Below are 19,181 nucleotides of genomic sequence, written 5' to 3' on the forward strand. Positions count from 1 at the left end.
CAACCGGCAATCACCCGGGTGAAAGCGGCGATCTCCGGGGGAGCGACGTTGAGGGCGGATGCGGCCGTGCGCCATGCTTCCCCCATGAGCAGCACAGACCCCGCCGACGACCAGGCTGGTGGGCGTGGGAACCAGGCCATGACCGGGCTGCGCCTGCGGGGACGGGACCGCGAGATCGTGGTTGTCCGTGAGGCCCTGGACGCGATTCGTGGCGGACGGAGCGCCTGTGTCGTCGTGGAAGGCGCGCCTGGAGTCGGCAAGAGCCGGTTGCTCGCGGAGCTGGACGGGATGGCGCGGCGGCTCGGGTTCGATGTGGTGTCGATACGGGCCGATGTGCTCGACCAGTACGCGGCAGGAGCCGCACTGCTGTCCGCGTTGCAGTCCTCCGACGGTTCCAACCGAGCCGCCGCAGCCACCGACGACCAGCGGCTCTGGCTGCTGGACAGCATCACGGACGCTCTGGAGGACCGGGCTCAGCGCGCCCCGGTGGCCGTGCTTGTGGACGACGCGCAGTGGGCGGATCCGGCCACGCTCTTCGTGCTCCGCACCCTGCCTGGACGACTGGCCGCCTCGCGGATCCTGTGGGTGCTGGCGGTCCGGTCGGACACCGAGCGACCGACCGTGGCCAGGGTGCGGGAGGACCTCGAACGCCTCGGAGCCCGATGGCTGACCCTCGGCCCCCTGCCACAGCAGGAGCTGCAGTACATCGCGGCCGATGTCCTCGGGGCGAGCCCGTCACCCGGTCTGGCCAGGCTCCTGCGAGGCGTCGGGGGTAATCCCTTCCTGGCGATTGAACTGGTGCGCGCTTTCGCCGACACGGATGCCGTCAAAATGGAGGCGGGCGAGGCGAGCCTCCTGCACGACGGCATCCCCATCACTTTCCGGCGGAGTATCGCCGGACGTCTGGACCGGCTCCCGGAAGACGCCGTGCGCCTGCTCCAGATCGGGTCGGTCCTCGGTCGCGAATTCGACCTCGGCACGGCCGCCCGAATGCTCGGCAGGCATGTCGGCAGCCTGCTGGCCGGCGTCGAGGCCGCCCTGAGCGCCGGTCTGCTCTCGGCCGACGGCCCGCGACTCGCCTTCCGTCACGACCTCATACGGCAGGCCGTCCACGAGAACCTGCCTCTGGCCGTACGGACCGCTCTGCACCGGGAGGCAGCCGACAGTCTGCGTGTCATCGGTGCACGATCGGCCGAGGTGGCGTGGCACGTCGTCATGTCGGGCGGCCCGGTCGACGACGATGCCGTGACCACGCTGTCCACCGCCGTACGGGAACTGTCCTCGTCGGCCCCCGACGCGGCTGCTGACTTGGCTCAGCGGGTCGCCGGACTGCTGCCCCCACAGGACCGGCGTCGCATCTCCCTGCTGACCGACGCCGCCAAGTACCTCGGCCGGACCCGCCGGGTTCACGAGGCGCTCGACCTGGTCGACGCCACTCTGCCGGAAGGTCTTGAGCCACTGCAGGAGGCATACCTGCGCCTGGTGGCCGCCGAGATCCACCAGGCCGCGGGAGACGACGCCGCCGCGATGACACACCTCCAGCAGGCCCTGGACCTTCCCGCGCTGCCGCCCCACGTGCGCGTCCGGCTGCTGAAGACCAAGGCGACGGGCCACGTGTACCTCGGGGACATCACCGCTGCCGAGCAGACCGACACCGGCCTGGTCGAGGCCGCCTACCAGAGCCACGATCCGGCTGTCGTCGTCAGCGCCATGGTGTTCCAGTCGCAGACATTCTTCTACCGCGGGCACCTGGCCCGCGCCCTCGAGCTTGCCGAGGAGGCCACCCGACGCGCCGGCGCCCAGTCCGCCGCGCTCTACCTGCGGCCCCCGCGGATTCCGGCGCTGTGGCTGGCCACCGTGCTGACCAGCACCGACCGGCTCGCGGACACCGAGCGGATTCTGCGGGAGGGACAGCGCGAAGCGGAGGCGCTGGGCCTCGGCTGGTCACTTCCCCACTGGCATGCCGCCCGTGCGTGCGCACTACTCGAACAGGGAGCGCTGGACGACGCGGCCGTGGAGGCCGAGGCCAGTCTGATGGTGGCGGACGAGCTCGAGATCACTCTGGCGAATCCGCAGGCCCGCTCCGTGCTGGCATGGGTGGAGATCAGACGCGGTGACCTCGCCAGGGCCAGGGACCACCTCCGTGCCGCGGAAACCGGTTCCGGCACGAAAACGCAGCGGTACGGTCCGTGGGTGTCTCTGGCGCGCGCCGGTCTGGCGGACGCGGAGGGTGAAGACGGCGAGGCGGCGGCGGCACTCACGGGAAGCTTCGCAAGCCGTGAGCCGACGCGGCTGCTTGCGGTACCTCTGTCCCACTGGCCCGGGATCGTGCGCATCGCGCTTGGGGACGAGGACCTTTCGGTCGCACAGGCCGTGTCCGGCGCACTGCGCAGCCTGACCGCACAGGACGAGAGCCGGCAGCTCATCGGGGCGGTCCGCGCCCACGTGGACGGCCTGCTCGACCGCGACCCGCGTGCGCTGGCGTCCGCCATCACCGGCTACCGGAACACCGGCAGGCCGTTGGCCCTGGCGGCGGCGTGTGAGGACCTTGGCGAGCTCATGGCGGCATCGGCCGGCACGACGCCGGCGATCCCGTACTTCGAAGAAGCGGGTCAGCTGGCGTCGGCCTCAGGAGCCAGGCGCGATCAAGAACGGATCAGGCGGCGCCTGCGCCGGCTTGGCGTGCGCACCGCCCCCGTGCGGAACCACACGGCCGGCCCCCAGGGGTTGGGAAACCTGACCGAATCCGAGCAGAAACTGATCCCGCTCGTCGTTCAGGGCCTCACCAACCGGGCCATCGCCGACCGGCTCTACGTGTCCGTGCACACCGTCAACACCCACATGAAGCACATCTTCACCAAGCTCGGCATCAACTCGCGGGTCGAGCTGACCCGGCTGGCAATCGAGCGGGGCACCAGCGCCGACGCGGCCGACTGAGCGGTGCACCCACCGCGAGGCACGGCGGCAATGATCCCTTGAATGGGTGACGCCCGGCTCCGGCACCGCCCGTGATGCTGGATGCAACGGCGTGGCCTCCGGCACGGCACCGTCATTCGCCCCGCCGGACCACGACGCACTCGACTCCATCAGTGAGTTGATCACAATCGGACGCTTCAGCGACCGAGTCGTGCCGCTCGCGCACACCCGCGCCGCGTACGAGGCGCGCTCGAAAGGAGCACTGGCGTGGCAAGGCCGTCGCCCATGTCGCCGACCGATGGTCAAGCGCAGCCCGGAGCGGTCGGGCTCGGCGCTCCTGCCGGCAGCGAGCGCGGATACCGTGGCCAACTCCGGGCTGCTGTGACCGCGAGCGCGGCCCCGCACGGATACACACTGGCACTGTGGACCGCCACCGCGGTGACGTCGTCCGAACAGGGCGCCCCAGGGGCAGCTGAAGTCCTGGCGCTCCTTGTCGGCGCGACGCTCGCCTTCGTCGCGTTGGCCGCTGCCGCCCACGGAACTGCCCCCATGACGCCGGACTCCGCCCACGCCGGCAGGCGGATCTGGGCGGCCTTCCATCTGCCCATGGCGGCTTGCGCCGCGCTGGTCGGCCTGCTGCTGACACGGTGCTGCTCAGGGCCCCTCCTGTGGGGGCTGGTCGGCACGACCACGACTGCCGTGTACCTACTGGGTGTCAGCGCCCAGTTCCTCTGCTTTGCAGTTCGCCATGACACCCAGCAGACACAGACACTCACCCACCAGAGGTTCACCACCCCCCTCGCGCTCGACCCCGCAGCCCAGGACCTTCTGTTCCGGCAGGCGGGGACCGTCAACTCCTTCGCCGACGAGCCAGTAACGGACGATCAGATCGAGGCCGTCTACGACCTCATCAAGTACGCCCCCACCTCGATGAACCAGCAGCCTCTGCGTATCGTGCTGGTCCGATCCGCCCAGGCGCGCGAGCGCCTGGCCAAGCACCTGTCCGAGGGCAACCGCAACAAGACCGCGGCAGCCCCGCTCGTCGCCGTCCTCGCCGCGGATCATGAGGTCCACGAGGAACTGCCCAGCCGGTTCCCGCACCTCGGCCAGGCCAGGGATCTCTTCGCTGAGCGTGCCGTGCACGAGCGGTCCGCGAATCTCAACGCGCTCCTCCAGGTCGGCTACTTCATCATCGGCGTCCGCGCCGCCGGCCTGGCCGCAGAGGCGATGACCGGCTTCGACCCCGAAGGCATCGACAAGGAGTTCTTCAGCGACGGCGAGCACTCGGTCCTCGTCGTCGTCAACATCGGCAGGCCGGACGAGAACGCGCGGTGCACACGCTCCCCACGTCTGACGTACGCGCAAGTGGTGACCACCGTCTGATCCAAGGGCGACGGTTGGTCGCCGTGAAGGTCGAAGACCCGCCAGCAACCCCTCCGATTGGGCGCTTCGCCTCGACTCAGGGCGCGGAGGGCACACCACCCTCAAATTGGACTGGACAACAAACAAACCCCAGACCACTGGTCTGGGGTTTCATCATGGAGCGGGTGACGAGAATCGAACTCGCGCTCTCAGCTTGGGAAGCTGATGTTCTACCATTAAACTACACCCGCGTAAGACGCCGGTTGAACCGGTGTCCAATGCTCGGTCACTGTACCCCATGCCTGGCCCCCGGCGCTGAAGCCGCGGGGCCCGGTCGCGTTTTCGGGGGGTGGATGCGGCTGCGGGCGGCGGGAGTTGGGGCGTACGGTGGAGGCGTGGGAGAGGGCCCGCGCAGGACCGGAGTGCCGCCTGGAGGGCCGTCCCTTTCATCCCGTAATGTGGCTTTCGTCGTCAGTCAGACGCGCTCTTGGGGAAGGGACTCTGAGGACTTGATGGAGCACACCGTCGTCCGTTGTGCCGAGGGGCACGTGTTCAGCACCGCTTCGTTCCCGATGCAGCAGGCCGAGCGGCTCGGCCCCGGCCGGCTGGTCCGGTGCCCACGCTGCGCCCGGCTCCGCAGTGTGGTGCCGGTCGCACTGGAGAAGCGGTAACGAGCAGGACGGGCGCGCGGCGTCATCACGATTGTGGTGGCTCCGCGCGCCTTGCGTATCCTCAGGGCGTGCTTCTCTCAGACAAGGACATCCGGGCCGAGATCGACGCCGGGCGGGTGCGGATCGATCCCTACGACGAATCCATGGTGCAGCCGTCGAGCATCGACGTGCGGCTCGACCGCTACTTCCGGGTGTTCGAGAATCACCGCTACCCCCACATCGACCCGTCGATCGAGCAGGCTGATCTGACCCGGCTCGTCGAGCCCGAGGGCGACGAGCCGTTCATCCTGCATCCCGGGGAGTTCGTGCTCGCCTCGACGTACGAGGTCATCTCCCTGCCCGACGACCTCGCCTCGCGCCTGGAGGGCAAGAGCTCGCTCGGCCGGCTGGGCCTGGTCACGCACTCCACCGCCGGGTTCATCGACCCCGGGTTCTCCGGGCACGTGACCCTCGAGCTGTCCAACCTCGCGACGCTGCCGATCAAGCTGTGGCCGGGTATGAAGATCGGGCAGCTGTGCATGTTCCGGCTCAGCTCGCCCGCCGAGTTCCCGTACGGCAGCGACCGGTACGGGTCCCGCTACCAGGGCCAGCGCGGGCCGACGGCGTCCCGGTCCTACCTCAACTTCCATCGGACCCAGGTGTGAGCGGCGAGGGCGTGAGCGAGATCAGCCCCGTACGGGAGAACCTCACCTACGAGCAGTTCGGCAGCGCCGTCCGCGAACTCGCCCAGACCATCGCCGACGACGGGTTCGAGCCGGACATAGTGCTCTCGATCGCCCGCGGCGGCGTCTTCGTCGCCGGAGGGCTCGCCTACGCCCTCGACTGCAAGAACATCCACCTGGTGAACGTGGAGTTCTACACCGGTGTGGGCACCACCCTGGACATGCCCGTCATGCTCGCGCCGGTCCCCAACGCGATCGACTTCTCCGACAAGAAGGTCCTGATCACCGACGACGTCGCCGACACCGGCAAGACGCTCAAGCTGGTGCACGACTTCTGCGTCGAGACCGTGGCCGAGGTCCGCAGCGCCGTGATCTATGAGAAGTCCCACTCGCTCGTGAAGTGCGAGTACGTGTGGAAGCGCACCGACGACTGGATCAACTTCCCGTGGAGTGTGCTGCCCGTGGTACGTAAGTCGGGGGAGCCGATCACTCCGTCGAAGGAAGCGCTCTGACCTGGTGAGTCCCTGGGCATCACCGCTTTAGGAGCGAGGTGGGGCGATCTGGGGTCTGACCTGCGGGATGCCGACTTCGACGTCTGCTGGCTGTGGCCTCCGTCAGCAGCCGCAGTTCCCCGTCGGTCCCCGCTCGATCTGGCGCGGTTGTGGCACGGGGCAGCGCCGGCCCGCCGCTGTTCGCGCCTGTTGGTGTCAGCTGCTGACGTCGGGAATCGGGGTGTTCGACGAGTTCGGGCTATTTGCACGCCGGATCATCTCCACAACGTGCACCGCCTGCTCCGGGTAGGCCCATAGCCGTACTGGCCCCGCAGGCGATTCGCATTCGATCACCAGCGCCCTGGTCGGGACCCACAACATTTCGCGGAAGGTCGCTCGGCGTGCGCGAATGTAGCGCAGTTCTGTCGGGAGTTCACGCAGTCGCGTCCACGACCGACGAGGCTTCCATTGGAACTTGCCTCCGGCGCGTACCTGGCCAACGCTGTATCGGGGTCCCTCGTCCGGCAGGTTGGCCCCGACTTGGAAGAAGACTATTTGCCCTGCTTCGGTCTGAGTGGCTGTTCGCCGCGCTCGCCGCGCAAGGAGAAGCCTCCCGATCACGCTGCCGATGAGGGCACCGCAGAATGCATGAATCATGCGTGAAGATAACAAGCGGCCAACTCATCGCCAACGGGTTCGGCGCACCTCGGACCTGGTCAGCGCTTCTGCTTGCAGCGGTCGACGAGTTCTCCGGCGGCGATGGCGATCCCTGCGAGGAGTGCACTCGTGTACCAGCTCTTCGAGCCCGTGTGGCGCTGATCGCACCCTGAACGACCCGACATCGCCCCACAACGCGAGGCCGAGCATCCGCCGGCCTCGCGTTTTCGCGCGTCCGCTCTGGCCCTGTCGCTGACCTGCGGAAATAGCACCTGCGGAACTACCCTCATCCGGTCAACGACGCCTGGAGCGTTCTGCCTCCGGTGCACAGGTCGGGAGAAGCGGTCAAGCCCAACAAAGAGGCGCTCTAGGACGGTTCGCTGCTGGCGCTGACCCGTGCGGTCCTCGTCGGTGTCCGTGCCGACCGATGTGTCCAGTGGTTCAAGCCTCGGCAGCAGGTCTTTGGGCGATACGGGTCCTGGAGGCCTCTTCGATGGCGCTGAGCAGTCGGTGCCGGTCCAGGGCGTGGTCGAAGCCCGGGACGGTATGGGTGCCGTCACGGAGGTCGGCGGCGAGCGCGGCATAGACCTGGGCCACGTTGTGCGCCGGTCCCGTCAGTCCACGAGGAACCGCGGTGAACCAGTGTTCAGGGGTCTCGATGGGCGCGACCGTGCTGTCACGCCCCCGGCCGCCCTCCAGGCGGAGGTCGGCCACCTGGAGGTTTCCGTTGATGCCCGGGGCACTCAGAACCAGGTCGCCCTCGGTGCCGTTGATCTCCCAGCGCAGGTTGTCACCACGGGAACAGGCACCGCGGTAGAAGACGGAGGCGGCGGCGCCGCCGCGCAGGGTGCCGGTGACGGACACCTGGTCGGGTGCGGTCACCGGGGAGGTGATCCCCTCGTCGGCGATCCGGACCTCCGTTCGTCCCCTGACGAGGTTGGCGGACACCTCGTCGAAGTCGCCGAGCACGAAGTTCAACGCGTCCAGAGCGTGCATGGTCGGGACCGCTAGGGTCGTCGCACCGCTGGCCCCGTCGAAGATGTAGGCATGGGCCCGGTCGGTCTCGCCGACCCAGGCGACCCCCGAACCGACCAGCGTGGTGCCGAGTACCTTGCCCAGATAGCCGTCCGCGACCAGGTCGCGGGCGTGGCGCACTGCGGGGGCGAAGCGCGCCTGGAGACCGATCACCGTACGGACCCGTGCGGCGTGGGCGCGCCGGGCCAGGTCGGCGGCCTGATCGAGGCCGACGCCCAGCGGCCACTCGCTGTAGACGGACTTGCCTGCCTCCAGCACCTCGGAGACCAGCCGATGGTGGTGGGCGACCTTCACCGCCACGACGACCAGGTCCACATCCGGGTGGGCGATCAGGTCGCGGTGGTCGTCGAAGCTCGCCGGCACGCCGAACTCCCGGGCGGCCGCATCCGCGGACTCGCGACGGGTGGTGCTGATCGCACGCAGTTCGTACTCGGGCAGGGCTCTGAGGGCCGGTATGTGTCCCAGTGCCGCCCAACCGCCGCGGCCGGCTCCGATGATGCCGACGCCGATTGTTCCCATGTGTTTCTCCTCGTGCACCGTGGCAGTCCGCCTCGGGCCTCCGATACCGCCCCGTGGCTCATACAGTGGTGGGACGTGTTGATTCGCTCCGGCACTGCCGACCGCTCACGATCGAGCCTCATCCCCGGAGCGGATCCGGACAAGAGAGCACTTCGAAGTGCCCAGGTATCCCGGAGGGAACCGTGGCCGCGGCAAGGGCAGAAGAACTCCGCACGGAAGCGGGACCCGGATCCCCGGGCTGCCGGGAGGAGTCCCGTCCACTGATCCGCAGTGTGCTGGAGCGCATCGGCGACAGGTGGAGTGTGATCGTCGTCTGCCAACTGGGGGAGTCGACGTACCGGTTCAACGAGCTGCGGCGACTGGCCGAGCCGATCACTCAGCGGATGTTGAGCGTCACGCTGCGCGGTCTGGAGCGGGACGGGCTGGTCAGCCGTACCGTGCACCACACCGTTCCACCGCAGGTCGACTACGCGCTGACCGAACGCGGCCGCTCACTGCTGCGGGTCGTCCGTGACCTGGCCGGGTGGGCCGACGCCCACGCGGAGGAGATCAGCGAGTCCCGGGCCGAGTACGACACCCGCGAAGAATGACCCCCGGGGCGTGGTCCGGCGAGGCCGTCGGAGTCGATCGTCATGTCCCTCAGCCCCGGACGCCAGGGGCCGTGTCCGCTCGGCTCCGCCCGGGGCGACGGTGGGCGCGACGGGATCTTTCCGCGTACGCGGCGGCGCTCGGACTCCGAGGCGATCGGGACACGGAAAGCGCGTGGTGAACCGTTGGCCAACGCCGTAGGCTCCCTCCGGACGATCAAGACTCCGTGGGGGGACATCCATGCGCACAACCACGCGCCTCGCCTTGCTCGGCACCAGCGTCGCGCTGGTCGCCACAGCGACCAGCGCCACCGCCGCCCAGGCGGAGGACGGCGGCGCGGGCGACATCACGATCGACAAGGTCGTCGTCAACGGCGGCAAACCGGTCGTCGTCGGTACCACCAACGTGGTGTCCGCCAAGGTCTCCGTGACCGCGTCGGACGATTCGGGCATCGCCGAGACCACCTACATCAGCGCCTCCGGTCCGAAGCCGAACTTCGCGCAGATCTGGTACGACGACGGCGACATCACCTGCGTCAAGGCGAGCGCCACTACGTCGACCTGCACGGGCACGCTGACGTTCGACCCGCAGGCGTCGACCGGGTTCGTCGACAACGGCGCGGCGGCCACCTGGAACCTCGCCACGCTGGTCTCCGCCAACGACTACGACTACATCCACCGGGACGCGGCCACCACGTTCAAGGTGCAGCGCTACTCGAAGCTGACGGTCAACGCCTCGCCGGAGCCGGTGAAGAAGGGCCGGACCATCACGGTCACCGGCAAGCTGTCCCGCGCCAACTGGGAGGACAACCTCTACCACGGCTACACGAACCAGCCGGTGAAGCTGCAGTTCCGTAAGAAGGGCAGCACCACCTACACCACGGTGAAGACGATCAAGTCCGACTCGACGGGCAACCTGAGGACGACCGTCACCGCCTCCACCGACGGTTACTTCCGCTACAGCTTCGCGGGCACGGCGACGACCCCGGCGGTCAACGCCACCGGCGACTTCGTGGACGTCCAGTAGCGACCGCGGAGAACGTCTGCGGCCGAGGGGCGCCCCGCACGGGGCGCCCCTCGGCCGTTCCAGCGGGTGGCTCCGGATCGCCGGGCTCAGCCGCCGAGCGACTGCCCGAACTCCTCCCCGGGGTCCACACCCGCGCGGCCCACGTTGTCGGAGCCGAAGCTCAGCGAACCGGTGCTGGTGAGCCCGCTGCTGCTGCCGCGCAGACGCCAGACGGCGCCGGCCGGGTCGATGGTGCCGGGCGGGGCCTCGCCGACGGCGGAGGCGGCCAGGTCGGTCCTGCCGTTGTCGTTGATGTCCGAGAGCAGGACGACGGAGCCGAACCGGTCCTTCTTCTCCGCGGTGCCCGGGATTCCGGTGCTGTTCTGGGTGAAGGCCTGGTTGCCGGTGGTGGCGACGCCCTTGGACGAGCCGCGCAGCAGTACGACCGTCCCCGCGTCGACGACGCTGCCGACGTCCTCGCCGGGCGCCCCGACCGCCAGGTCGGCGTATCCGTCGCCGGTGACGTCGCCGAGCGAGAGGGAGGCGCCGAAGGCGTCGCCCTTCTCCGAGGATCCCGGAACACCGGTCGAGTTCTGGGTGAGAGCGGTGGCCGCCCGCGTGGTGCCGAGGCCGCCGGCAGCGCCGTAGAGAACGGTGACCTTGCCGCCGACGGCGCTGGTCTCGTGCGAGTCCGCGACCGCGATGTCCGCGTAGCCGTTGCCGTCCACATCGCCCGTCGCGGAGGTCTCGCCGCCGGGGAGGACCGCCTCCTGGACGAGTCCGCCGCCGGTGGCGGAGCCCCGGAAGTACCAGCCGTGGGTCTCCCCGGTCCGCCAGGCGCGGAACTGGACGACGAGGTCGTCGGCCGCGTCGCCCGAGATGTTGCCGGAGGACAGGAAGCCGTCGGCGTACGCCGACGTGGCGGGGAGCGTCACCGTGGACACGGTGCCGGAGGATCCGGTGCGGGTGAACGGGCCGTGGACGACGGAGACGGTGGAGAGCAGTCCGTTGTACGCGGCGAGGTCGGTGTGCCCGTCGCCGTCGAAGTCCCCGGCGGTGAGGGCGCCGCCGAACTCGTTGCCGTCCTTGGCCACGGGGTCCTTGACGGTGGTGGCGGCGGTGCCGAGCCCGCTCTTCCCGCCCCAGAAGAGGGTGACGGCTCCCTGATGGGAGTTGGGGCCGATGTTCTCGCCGGGAACTCCGACGGCGAGGTCGCTGTAGCCGTCGCCGTCGAAGTCGGCGACGGACAGTTCCGCACCGAAGAGGTCCCCGCTCTCCGGTGACCCCGGGGTGGTTCCGGACTGGCCGAGGACCTTGTGCTTGGCCGGGTCGAGGCCGGCCGAGGTGCCGTAGACGACGGACACCCAGCCGGCGTCCGTGAGGCCGTCCTCGCCGTTCGGCACGCCGACGGCGAGGTCGCGGTAGCCGTCGCCGTTGAAGTCGCCCTGGAGTCCGGTGCCCGTGGCGGTGGCGGTGCCCGCGGCGAGGACCAGCAGGCTGCCGGTGAGCGTGGCCGCCGCCGCCATCGCGAGCGAGGTGTGTATGGGGTTGTGCATGCTGGGCCTTCTCCTGTGCATGCGGGGATGCACGCGGGCATCCCAGACCGTTCGGGGTGCCACGGGTCCCGTTCGCGTCGTCTGCGCCGACCCGGAACGGTGGTGGCCTATCCCAGACCGTCGGGGCAGGACAGGGGTTGTACGCGAGGCGGAAGTTCCGGAAGTTCCTCACGTGGCGCTGCCCGCCGGGCCTCGGGGATCGAGGAGCGGCGGGACGGGGGCTGGGGCCCGGCATTCGTTCCCGGGACACGGCGGAGGGGCTCCCCGTGTCCGGGGAGCCCCTCCGCTCCGTCTGGGAGGTGCCGGCCGCTAGAACGTGCCCAGCTTCACGATCGACAGGATCGCGATGAGCTGGATCGCCGACGCGGCCAGGGCCTTCGGCCAGGGCAGGTCGTGGGAGCGGCTGACCATGAGGGTCAGCAGGGCGCCCGCCCCGATCCAGGTCGCCCAGCCGAGCAGCTGGACGAAGGAGGCGTCGCCGCCGAAGAACATGGCGACGACCAGGCGCGGGGTGTCCGTGATCGACATGATCAGCATGGACAGGCCGACCGTGGGCTGCCAGGCGCCGTCGCCGCCGAGCTGGCGGGCCAGGGTGTGGGTGACCACGCCCAGGATGAAAGTGCTGATGACGATGGCGACGGCGGTCGTCAGGACGATCGGGACGGCGTTCGAGAGGGTCGCCTCGATCGCGTCCTGGCGTGCGCCGTCGAAGCCGAAGACGGCGATCAGACCGTAGAGGAACGTCACGATGAGGGCCGGGGCCCACATCGTGTAGTCGCGCATCTGCAGGAAGGTCTGGTCCGGGGCCGTCACGATGCCCCTGAGCAGGTCCTTCCAGTGCAGCCGGGGGCCTATCGGCGGGGCCGCCGCCTGGCCGGCCCGGTAGGTCTCGCCCTGGCTGTAGGGGTCCTCGCCGATCGAGAAGGCCTGGGTGTGACCGGGGCTGTTCGCCGCGTACGGGTCCGGGCCCTGCTGAGGGTGTCCGTCACCGAAGTACTCCGGCTCGCCGTGGCCGCCGTGGGCCTGCGGCCAGCCGCCCTGCTGAGCGCCGCCGTACTGCTGGCCGCCTCTGTACTGCTGCCGGCCCCCGTACTGCTGCTGCGGCGGCGCAGGCGGGTAGCCGTACGGCTGCTGCCGGCCCTGGGGGCCCTGCTGTCCGTACGGTGCTTGGTGTTGTTGCGGGCGCGCCTGCGGGGAACGGTTGTCCCGGGCGCCGCGTCCGATCCTGAATCCAGCCACGTCTTCGAACGTACCTGGTCCCGGGGATCGACGTGCGCGGCCCGGGGCAACGGGCCCTTCATTGGGGCCGACCTGTGACATCCCTTAGGGGGACCGACGGGCGCCCCTTACGGGGGTGCCCGTCGGCCGGCACCCCCTAGCGCAGCAGCGCGAACCCGAACCGCGGGGAGCCCGTCGTCGGGACGCCCGCGGACGACGGTCCGAAGCTGAGCGCGTTCTTCGTGGTGATGCCGGAGGACGAGCCGCGCAGGATCCACAGGCCGCCGTCGGCGTCGTTCTCGCCGTCGGCGCCGACGGCGAGGTCGGCCCGGTGGTCGCCGTTGAGGTCGGCCAGACGGACGGCCTTGCCGAACTGGTCGGTCTTCTCCGCCGTGCCGGGGACGCCCTCGGTGTTCTGGGTGAAGCTCTTGACGCCGGTGGTGGACAGGCCCGACGCGGAGCCGCGGAACACGGTGACGCTGCCGGCGAGGACCGCGGAGCCGATGTCCTCGTAGAGCGCCGACACGGCGAGATCGCCGCGGCCGTCACCGTCGATGTCGTCGATGGACAGGGCCGAGCCGAACCAGTCGCTGTCCTCGGCCGTGCCCGGTACGCCGGGGGTGTCCTGGTCGATGGTCTGGCGCGGGGTGGATCCGAGGCCGTCGGGGCCGCCCAGGTAGGTGCTGATGGACCCGCCGTCGCCCGGTCGCACGTCGTCCGGCTCCGCGCTCGCGACGAGGTCGTCGTAGCCGTCGCCGTTGAGGTCGCCGACGGCCGTCGAGTCCCAGTTGTCGTTGTCGATCGCGCGCTCGAAGGTGAGCCCGGCGGCCGAGCCGCGGTAGACCAGGGTGCCCTCGAAGATCGTCCCCGGTTCCGGGTAGTAGGAGCCGCTCAGCACGAGGTCGTCCGTGCCGTCGCCGTTCAGGTCGCCGGCGGCCATGGAGTGCGGGCCGCCGATCGCGCCGCTCTGCAGGCCGGTGACGACCTGGTAGCGGGACGCGGGCCCGGAGGCCTTGGTGAAGCCTCCCTTGTGGATCGCGACGTCCTTGCCGTCGCCGGCGACCGCGAGGTCGGCCCGGCCGTCGCCGCTGAAGTCGGCGACGGCCAGGGTCCGTCCGTACCGGTCGTGGGACGAGGGCGCCGGGTCGGAGACGGTGAGGCCGCCGGAGAGGCCGTTCTTGCCACCCCAGACGATCACGGCCGTCCCGCCGTCGACGTCGCTGCCCACGTCCTCCCGTGCGGCGCCGACCACGAGGTCGGCGTATCCGTCGTTGTTGAGGTCGCCGGAGGCGAGGGAGGCGCCGAACTCGTCGTCCTTCTCCGCGGTGCCCGGGATGCCGCTGGTGTTCTGTGTGACCACCGTGCGCCGGGAGGCGCTGATCCCGGACGCGGAGCCGTAGTCGACGACGACGGCGCCCGCGTAGGCGGCGCCGCCCACGGTGGCGTACGGCGCGCCGGTCACCAGGTCGCGGTATCCGTCGCCGTTGAAGTCGTCCGCGTACTTGGCGGGGGCGGCGGAGGCCGGGGTGGTCAGGGTCAGGGGTGTGAGACCCGCCGTGAGGAGGGCGGCGAGCGCTGCCGAAGTGCGTATGCGCATCAGGTCGGTTCTCCAGGTGAAGCATGCGGATCGTGGGGACCACGCCGGCCGCAGGGCCGGATGTGCCGTGCGGGGCCGTGCGGGCCCGGTGGTCCGCACGGCCGGTGCGGGTCAGCCCGCGAACACGTTCCCGAAGTAGGCGAGGCCCGAGGGGCCGCCCAGGGTGGTGCTGCCGAAGGACTTGGAGCCGGTGGCGGTGGTGCCGGAGGAGGTGGACTTGAAGAGCCAGACCGCGCCGGCGCCGCCGTTCTCGCCGCGGGCGCCGACCGCCAGTTCCGCGCGGCCGTCGCGGTTCGTGTCGGTGAGGAAGACCTCGTCGCCGAAGTAGTCGTCGGCCTCGGCGGTGCCGGGGACGTTCGCGGTGTCCTGGGAGTACGACTTGGAACCGGTGCCGGTCAGGCCGGAGGCGGAACCGCGCAGGACGGTGACCTGGCCGGCGTGCCGCTTGGAGCCGAGGGACTCGCTGTCCGAGCCGATCACGACGTCGGCGTAGCCGTCGCCGTTGGTGTCGCCCGAGGACAGGCTCCAGCCGAAGCCGTCGCCCTTCTCGGCGGTGCCGGGGACGTTCGCCGTGTCCTGGGTGATCCGCACCGGCGTGCGCGTGCCGAGGCCGCCCGAGGCCCCGTAGGTCACCGTGATCGCGCCGCCGAGGCCGCCGTCCGGCTCGGTGGTGGACTTCTCCATGAAGTTGCCGGTGACGATGTCGCCGTAACCGTCCTTGTCGACGTCGGCGATGGTGGCCGTGTAGCCGCCCGCCAGCTTCTTGCCGGGCTTCGGGCCGGTGGCCGAGCCGGTGTAGAGGACGCTGCGGGTGCGGTTGCCGCCGCTGCTGGTCTCCTCCTGGCCCATGACGAGGAGGTCGGTCTTCCCGTCGCCGTTGACCTCGCCCGCGACGAGCTTGTCCGGGTAGATCGTGGTCTGCTCGACGGTGTCGATGCCGATGAGCGAAGCGGCCTTGCCGGTACGGGAGATGGGGCCGCGGAAGATGTTCAGGGAAGGCGACGAGTTGTTGCCGGCGGCCAGGTCGGTGTGGCCGTCGCCGTCGAAGTCGCCCGCCGCCAGGGCCCAGCCCAGTTCGCTGCGGTACTGCGGCAGCGGCGAGGAGATGTCGGTGCCGGACTTCACCCCGTCGGCGCCGCCCCACAGCACCGTCAGCGCGCCGAAGTCGTCGGTGGAGCCGATCCGCTCGCTGTGCACGCCGACGACGATGTCCGTGTAGCCGTCGCCGTCCATGTCGCCCGTGGTCAGCCGGTCGCCGAAGTAGTCGGAGGACTCCGGGGTGCCGGGGATGCCCGTCGTGGCCTGGCTGATGATCTGCCGCTTGGAGGTGTCCAGGCCGCTCGCCGTGCCGTAGACCACGGCGACGTAGCCGGCGCCGGCCTTGCCGGAGATCGTGGCGATGGGCGCGGCGATCGCGAGGTCGCGGTAGCCGTCGCCGTTGAAGTCGCCGGACAGTCCGGAGGGCGCGGCGGCGGCCGTGGTGGCGGGCAGTGCGGTGAGCAGGCCGGTGGTGAGGGTCGCGGCCAGCAGGAGGGTGCGCTTGCGCATGGGAGCCCTGTTCGAGAAGAGGAGCGCCGGGCCGTGGGCCCGGCGCGGGAGGACGGAGGTCAGTCGAGGACGCTGCCGCCGAAGTCGGGCAGGGTGAGGGCGCCGGTCGCCGTGGGGACGGTGGAGGTGCCGCGCAGGACGAGGGCGTCGTCCCCGGTGCCGACCGTGAGGTCGGCCTTGCCGTCGGCGTTCAGGTCGCGCAGCCGCAGCGCGCGGCCGAAGGCGCTGTCGGAGGGGGCCGCGCCCGCCACCGTCTGCGGGATCCAGGAGGAGCGGGTGCCGACGAGGCCGCCGGAGCCGCCGCGGAAGAGGTGGACGCCGCCCTGGTCCTCCATGCCGTCGACGTCCTCGAACGGGACGCCGATCGCGAGGTCCGCGTAGCCGTCGCCGTTCGCGTCGGCGGCCGAGACGGCGTACCCGAAGTTGTCGTCGGCCTCGGGGGTGCCGGAGACGCCGGAGGTGGCCTGGGTGAAGGTGGTCGAGCCGCTGGGCCCGGAGGCGGTGCCGCGCCAGACGGTGACCGCGCCCTTGCTGCTGCTGCGGTCCGGCTGGCCGAGGGCGATGTCGCCGTAGCCGTCCTTGTCGAAGTCGCCGACGGCGGCGCTGGTGGCGTCGCTGTCGAGGGTCTTGGAGGCGCCCGAGGTCAGGCCGCCGGAGGAGCCCTTGAGGAACCAGACGCGGCTGGCGACGCTGCTGCCGGAGAACTGGGCGCCGAGGACGACCAGGTCGGTCTTTCCGTCGCCGTCGATCTTGCCCGCGGCGAGGCCGTGGGAGTACCAGCCCCCGTCCGTCTTGTCGATCTTGCTGACGGTGCCGTGGGAGCCGGACCTGGAGAAGGAGCCGCGGTACAGCCAGGCCTCCTCACCGCCGATCACCGCGAGGTCGGGCGAGCCGTCGCCGTTGAAGTCGCCGGTCGCGAGGTCGGAGCCGAAGTGGCCGCCGGCGCCGGACTTCGGGGTGAGGCTGGTGCCGCCGGACAGTCCGGAGCGGGAGCCCCAGACGACGGTGACCGTGCCGCGGTACTGCGCGCTGCCGACATGTTCGGTGGGGTTGCCGACGACGAGGTCCGCGTAGCCGTCCTTGTCGAGGTCGGCGCCGGCGAGCGACTCGCCGAACATGTCGTCCTCCTCACCGGTGCCGGGCACGCCGGGGCTGTCCTGGTGGACCACCTGGGTGTGCGAGGTGTCGAGCCCGTGCGCGGTGCCGTACGTGACGACGACGGCCCCGCCCTGCCAGCCGTCCGTGCCCGAGATCCCGCTGTAGGCGTGGGCGTAGGCCAGGTCGCGGTAGCCGTCGCCGTTGAAGTCGTCGTAGTGCTTGGCGACGGCCGCGCCGGCGGGGGTGCTCAGGGCGAGCGGGGCGAGGCCCGCCGCGAGGAGGGAGGCCGCGAGGGCGGCCGAGGTGCGTCTGCGCATGGCGGAGCTCCAGGAAGGAGCCGGGCCCGTGCGTACACGGGCCCGGCGAGAGGTACGACTACGGAGAGGCGAACTGCGCGCCGCGGCAGGTCAGTCGGCGAACAGGGCGCCGAACTGCGGCGTGCCCGTGGTCGAGACGCCCGAGGTGCTCGGCGAGACGGTGCGGGAGCCGCTCGTGGTGATCGTCGTGCCGTTGGAGGGCAGGTAGGTCACCGCTCCGTTGGCGCTGTTCTCGTACGAGCCGACGACCAGGTCCGCCTTGCCGTCGCCGGTCACGTCGTCGAGCTTCACGTCGGCGCCGAAGAGGTCGCCCTTCTCGTCGTTGCCGGGGACGCCGGCCGTGCTCTGCGCGAAGGCCTGGGCGCCGGAGGACACCCTGACGCCGCTCGCCGAGCCGTACAGGACGGTGACCATGCCGGTGTTGGAGATGCCGTCGATGTCCTCGTTCGGGGTGCTGACGACGAGGTCCTGGAAGCCGTCGCCGTTGACGTCGCCGAGGTCGAGGTCCCAGCCGAAGCCGTCGTCGGTCTCGGAGGTTCCGGGCACGCTGCCGGTGTTCTGGGTGATGCCGGAGGTCGAGCCGGGTCCGGAGGCGGTGCCGTAGGTGATGTTCACCTTGCCGCCCTTGGCGGAGTCCGGGACGGCGGTGCCGTCGTCGAGCGTGCCGTTCCAGGAGGCGCCGCTGACGATGTCGCCGTAGCCGTCGCCGTTGATGTCGCCGACGGCCGTGATCATGCCGGTCTTCAGCGTCTGGGCGGAGGAGACGCTCAGTCCGGACGCCGTGCCGGGCACCCAGTAGTTGGTGTTCCAGCCGGTCGACGTGGTCGTCTCGAAGCCGTCGACGATGAGGTCGGTGCGGCCGTCGCCGTTGACGTCGCCCGCGGTGAGGCTCAACGGGCCGTACGGGAAGTCGTTGGTGCCGGACTCGATCGGCGGCTTGATGGTGGTGCGGCCGCCCGGGGTGCCGGAGGTGGTGAAACCGCCCTTGTAGACGTAGATGGTGGCGGAGGAACTGCCGACGGCCAGGTCGGCCTTGCCGTCGCCGTCGAAGTCGCCGGCGGCCAGGTCCTTGCCCCAGTAGTCGTGGGAGGAGGCGGCCGGGTCGGGGACGTCGACGCCCTTGCCGGTGAGGCCGCTCGCGGAGCCCCAGAGGATGGCGAGGCCGCCGCCGTTGGTGTCGGTGCCGACCTTCTCGTTGGGGGTGCCGACGGCGAGGTCGTCGTAACCGTCGCCGTTGAAGTCGGCGTACGCGAGTTCCGAGCCGAAGGCGTCGCCGGCCTCGGCGGTGCCGGGGACGCCGGTGGTGTTCTGGCTGATGGTGGTGCGCTTGGCGGAGGACACGCCGGTGGCGGTGCCGTAGAGGGCGATGACCTGTCCGGCGCCCTTGTGTCCGCTGACGTAGGCGGTGGCGGCGGAGGTGGCGATGTCGCCGATGCCGTCGCCGTTGAAGTCGGCCTGGGCGACCCTCGTCGAGTCCGCGGCGGTTGCCGTCGCGGCCGAGAAGCCGAGCAGACCGCCCGTCAGCGCGGCCGCGGTGGCCGTCGCGAGGGCGAGTCGTCGGTGGTGCGCGTAGCGCTTGTGCATGCGGGTTCTCCTGCGGCATGCGGGGGATGTCTGGCGGACATCCACAGTCGATGGGGGCGTACCGCTCGCGTTCTCCTGGAGTTGTCCGAGGATTCACGTGGCGGTCGGCGAACAGGAGACCCTTCAAGGGGTGCAAGGGTTGTACGTGAGTTCGGTTAATTTTCGAGGCGGGTGAGGGAATGGGGGCGAAAGGGATTTCCGGTGGTCCGGAGGTGTGGGAGCGCTTCCCCCGGACGCCGTGAACGCTCCGGGGCGGTGGGCGCGGCGCGGGGTCCGACGAGGGCCGGGCACGTCTCCGAGCCCGGGTGTCCGGCCGGGGTGTCGGAACGGGGACCGCGGAGGCCGGAGTGTCCGGGC

Annotated in this window: 12 protein-coding genes, 1 tRNA gene and 1 pseudogene; 6 read left to right on the plus strand and 8 right to left on the minus strand. The window is 70.5% G+C overall.

Annotation, left to right across the window (positions count from 1 at the left end):
* The first annotated feature begins 84 nt into the window (after positions 1 to 84).
* Both ACZ4IF_RS11480 and ACZ4IF_RS11485 read left to right on the plus strand, forming a co-directional pair.
* Positions 85 to 2,937 (plus strand): helix-turn-helix transcriptional regulator, encoded by a 2,853-nt coding sequence (locus ACZ4IF_RS11480; protein ID WP_467561681.1) that lies wholly within the window; start codon positions 85 to 87, stop codon positions 2,935 to 2,937.
* Positions 2,938 to 3,714: 777 nt separating this feature from the next.
* Positions 3,715 to 4,299 (plus strand): annotated as a pseudogene (locus ACZ4IF_RS11485) (malonic semialdehyde reductase); the annotation flags it as partial.
* 156 nt (positions 4,300 to 4,455) lie between these two features.
* Here the strand turns inward: ACZ4IF_RS11485 and ACZ4IF_RS11490 are convergent.
* Positions 4,456 to 4,529: transfer RNA gene (locus tag ACZ4IF_RS11490), tRNA-Gly, on the minus strand.
* A 488-nt stretch (positions 4,530 to 5,017) separates the two neighbouring features.
* Here ACZ4IF_RS11490 and dcd point away from each other — a divergent pair.
* Positions 5,018 to 5,593 carry a dCTP deaminase gene (gene dcd, locus ACZ4IF_RS11495; protein WP_426676940.1) on the plus strand — a complete coding sequence of 192 codons (576 nt, stop codon included), beginning with the start codon at positions 5,018 to 5,020 and terminating at the stop codon, positions 5,591 to 5,593.
* Between the two features lie 20 nt (positions 5,594 to 5,613).
* Positions 5,614 to 6,123: a phosphoribosyltransferase gene (locus ACZ4IF_RS11500; protein WP_467561789.1), complete on the plus strand. Its 510-nt coding sequence runs from the start codon at positions 5,614 to 5,616 to the stop codon at positions 6,121 to 6,123.
* Between the two features lie 1,077 nt (positions 6,124 to 7,200).
* Here the strand turns inward: ACZ4IF_RS11500 and ACZ4IF_RS11505 are convergent.
* A complete protein-coding gene (locus tag ACZ4IF_RS11505; protein ID WP_467561684.1) occupies positions 7,201 to 8,313 on the minus strand; it encodes a Gfo/Idh/MocA family protein in 1,113 nt (370 codons plus the stop codon).
* Positions 8,314 to 8,495: 182 nt separating this feature from the next.
* Between ACZ4IF_RS11505 and ACZ4IF_RS11510 the strand changes: the two genes are divergently transcribed.
* On the plus strand, positions 8,496 to 8,903 hold the full coding sequence (locus ACZ4IF_RS11510) for a winged helix-turn-helix transcriptional regulator (RefSeq protein ID WP_467561686.1): 408 nt from the start codon (positions 8,496 to 8,498) through the stop codon (positions 8,901 to 8,903).
* Between the two features lie 238 nt (positions 8,904 to 9,141).
* Complete coding sequence (locus ACZ4IF_RS11515; protein ID WP_467561688.1) at positions 9,142 to 9,927, plus strand: single stranded DNA-binding domain-containing protein; 786 nt, start codon at positions 9,142 to 9,144, stop codon at positions 9,925 to 9,927.
* An 86-nt stretch (positions 9,928 to 10,013) separates the two neighbouring features.
* Here the strand turns inward: ACZ4IF_RS11515 and ACZ4IF_RS11520 are convergent, their stop codons facing one another.
* The 6 genes from ACZ4IF_RS11520 to ACZ4IF_RS11545 form a co-directional block, all read right to left on the minus strand.
* Complete coding sequence (locus ACZ4IF_RS11520) at positions 10,014 to 11,462, minus strand: FG-GAP-like repeat-containing protein (protein WP_467561690.1); 1,449 nt, start codon at positions 11,460 to 11,462, stop codon at positions 10,014 to 10,016.
* Positions 11,463 to 11,771: 309 nt separating this feature from the next.
* The gene (locus tag ACZ4IF_RS11525; RefSeq protein WP_467561692.1) at positions 11,772 to 12,782 is read right to left on the minus strand and encodes a Yip1 family protein; all 1,011 of its coding nucleotides are present in this window, start codon (positions 12,780 to 12,782) and stop codon (positions 11,772 to 11,774) included.
* Positions 12,783 to 12,837: 55 nt separating this feature from the next.
* The gene (locus ACZ4IF_RS11530) at positions 12,838 to 14,277 is read right to left on the minus strand and encodes an FG-GAP-like repeat-containing protein (RefSeq protein WP_467561694.1); all 1,440 of its coding nucleotides are present in this window, start codon (positions 14,275 to 14,277) and stop codon (positions 12,838 to 12,840) included.
* 111 nt (positions 14,278 to 14,388) lie between these two features.
* Entirely contained in the window at positions 14,389 to 15,825 is a 1,437-nt protein-coding gene (locus ACZ4IF_RS11535) for an FG-GAP-like repeat-containing protein (RefSeq protein WP_467561696.1), read from the minus strand.
* Between the two features lie 59 nt (positions 15,826 to 15,884).
* Positions 15,885 to 17,240 (minus strand): FG-GAP and VCBS repeat-containing protein, encoded by a 1,356-nt coding sequence (locus ACZ4IF_RS11540; protein WP_467561698.1) that lies wholly within the window; start codon positions 17,238 to 17,240, stop codon positions 15,885 to 15,887.
* A gap of 90 nt (positions 17,241 to 17,330) precedes the next feature.
* Positions 17,331 to 18,824: an FG-GAP and VCBS repeat-containing protein gene (locus ACZ4IF_RS11545; RefSeq protein WP_467561700.1), complete on the minus strand. Its 1,494-nt coding sequence runs from the start codon at positions 18,822 to 18,824 to the stop codon at positions 17,331 to 17,333.
* Between the last annotated feature and the right edge of the window lie 357 nt (positions 18,825 to 19,181).

The sequence above is a fragment of the Streptomyces sp. NPDC025784 genome (assembly GCF_055558435.1).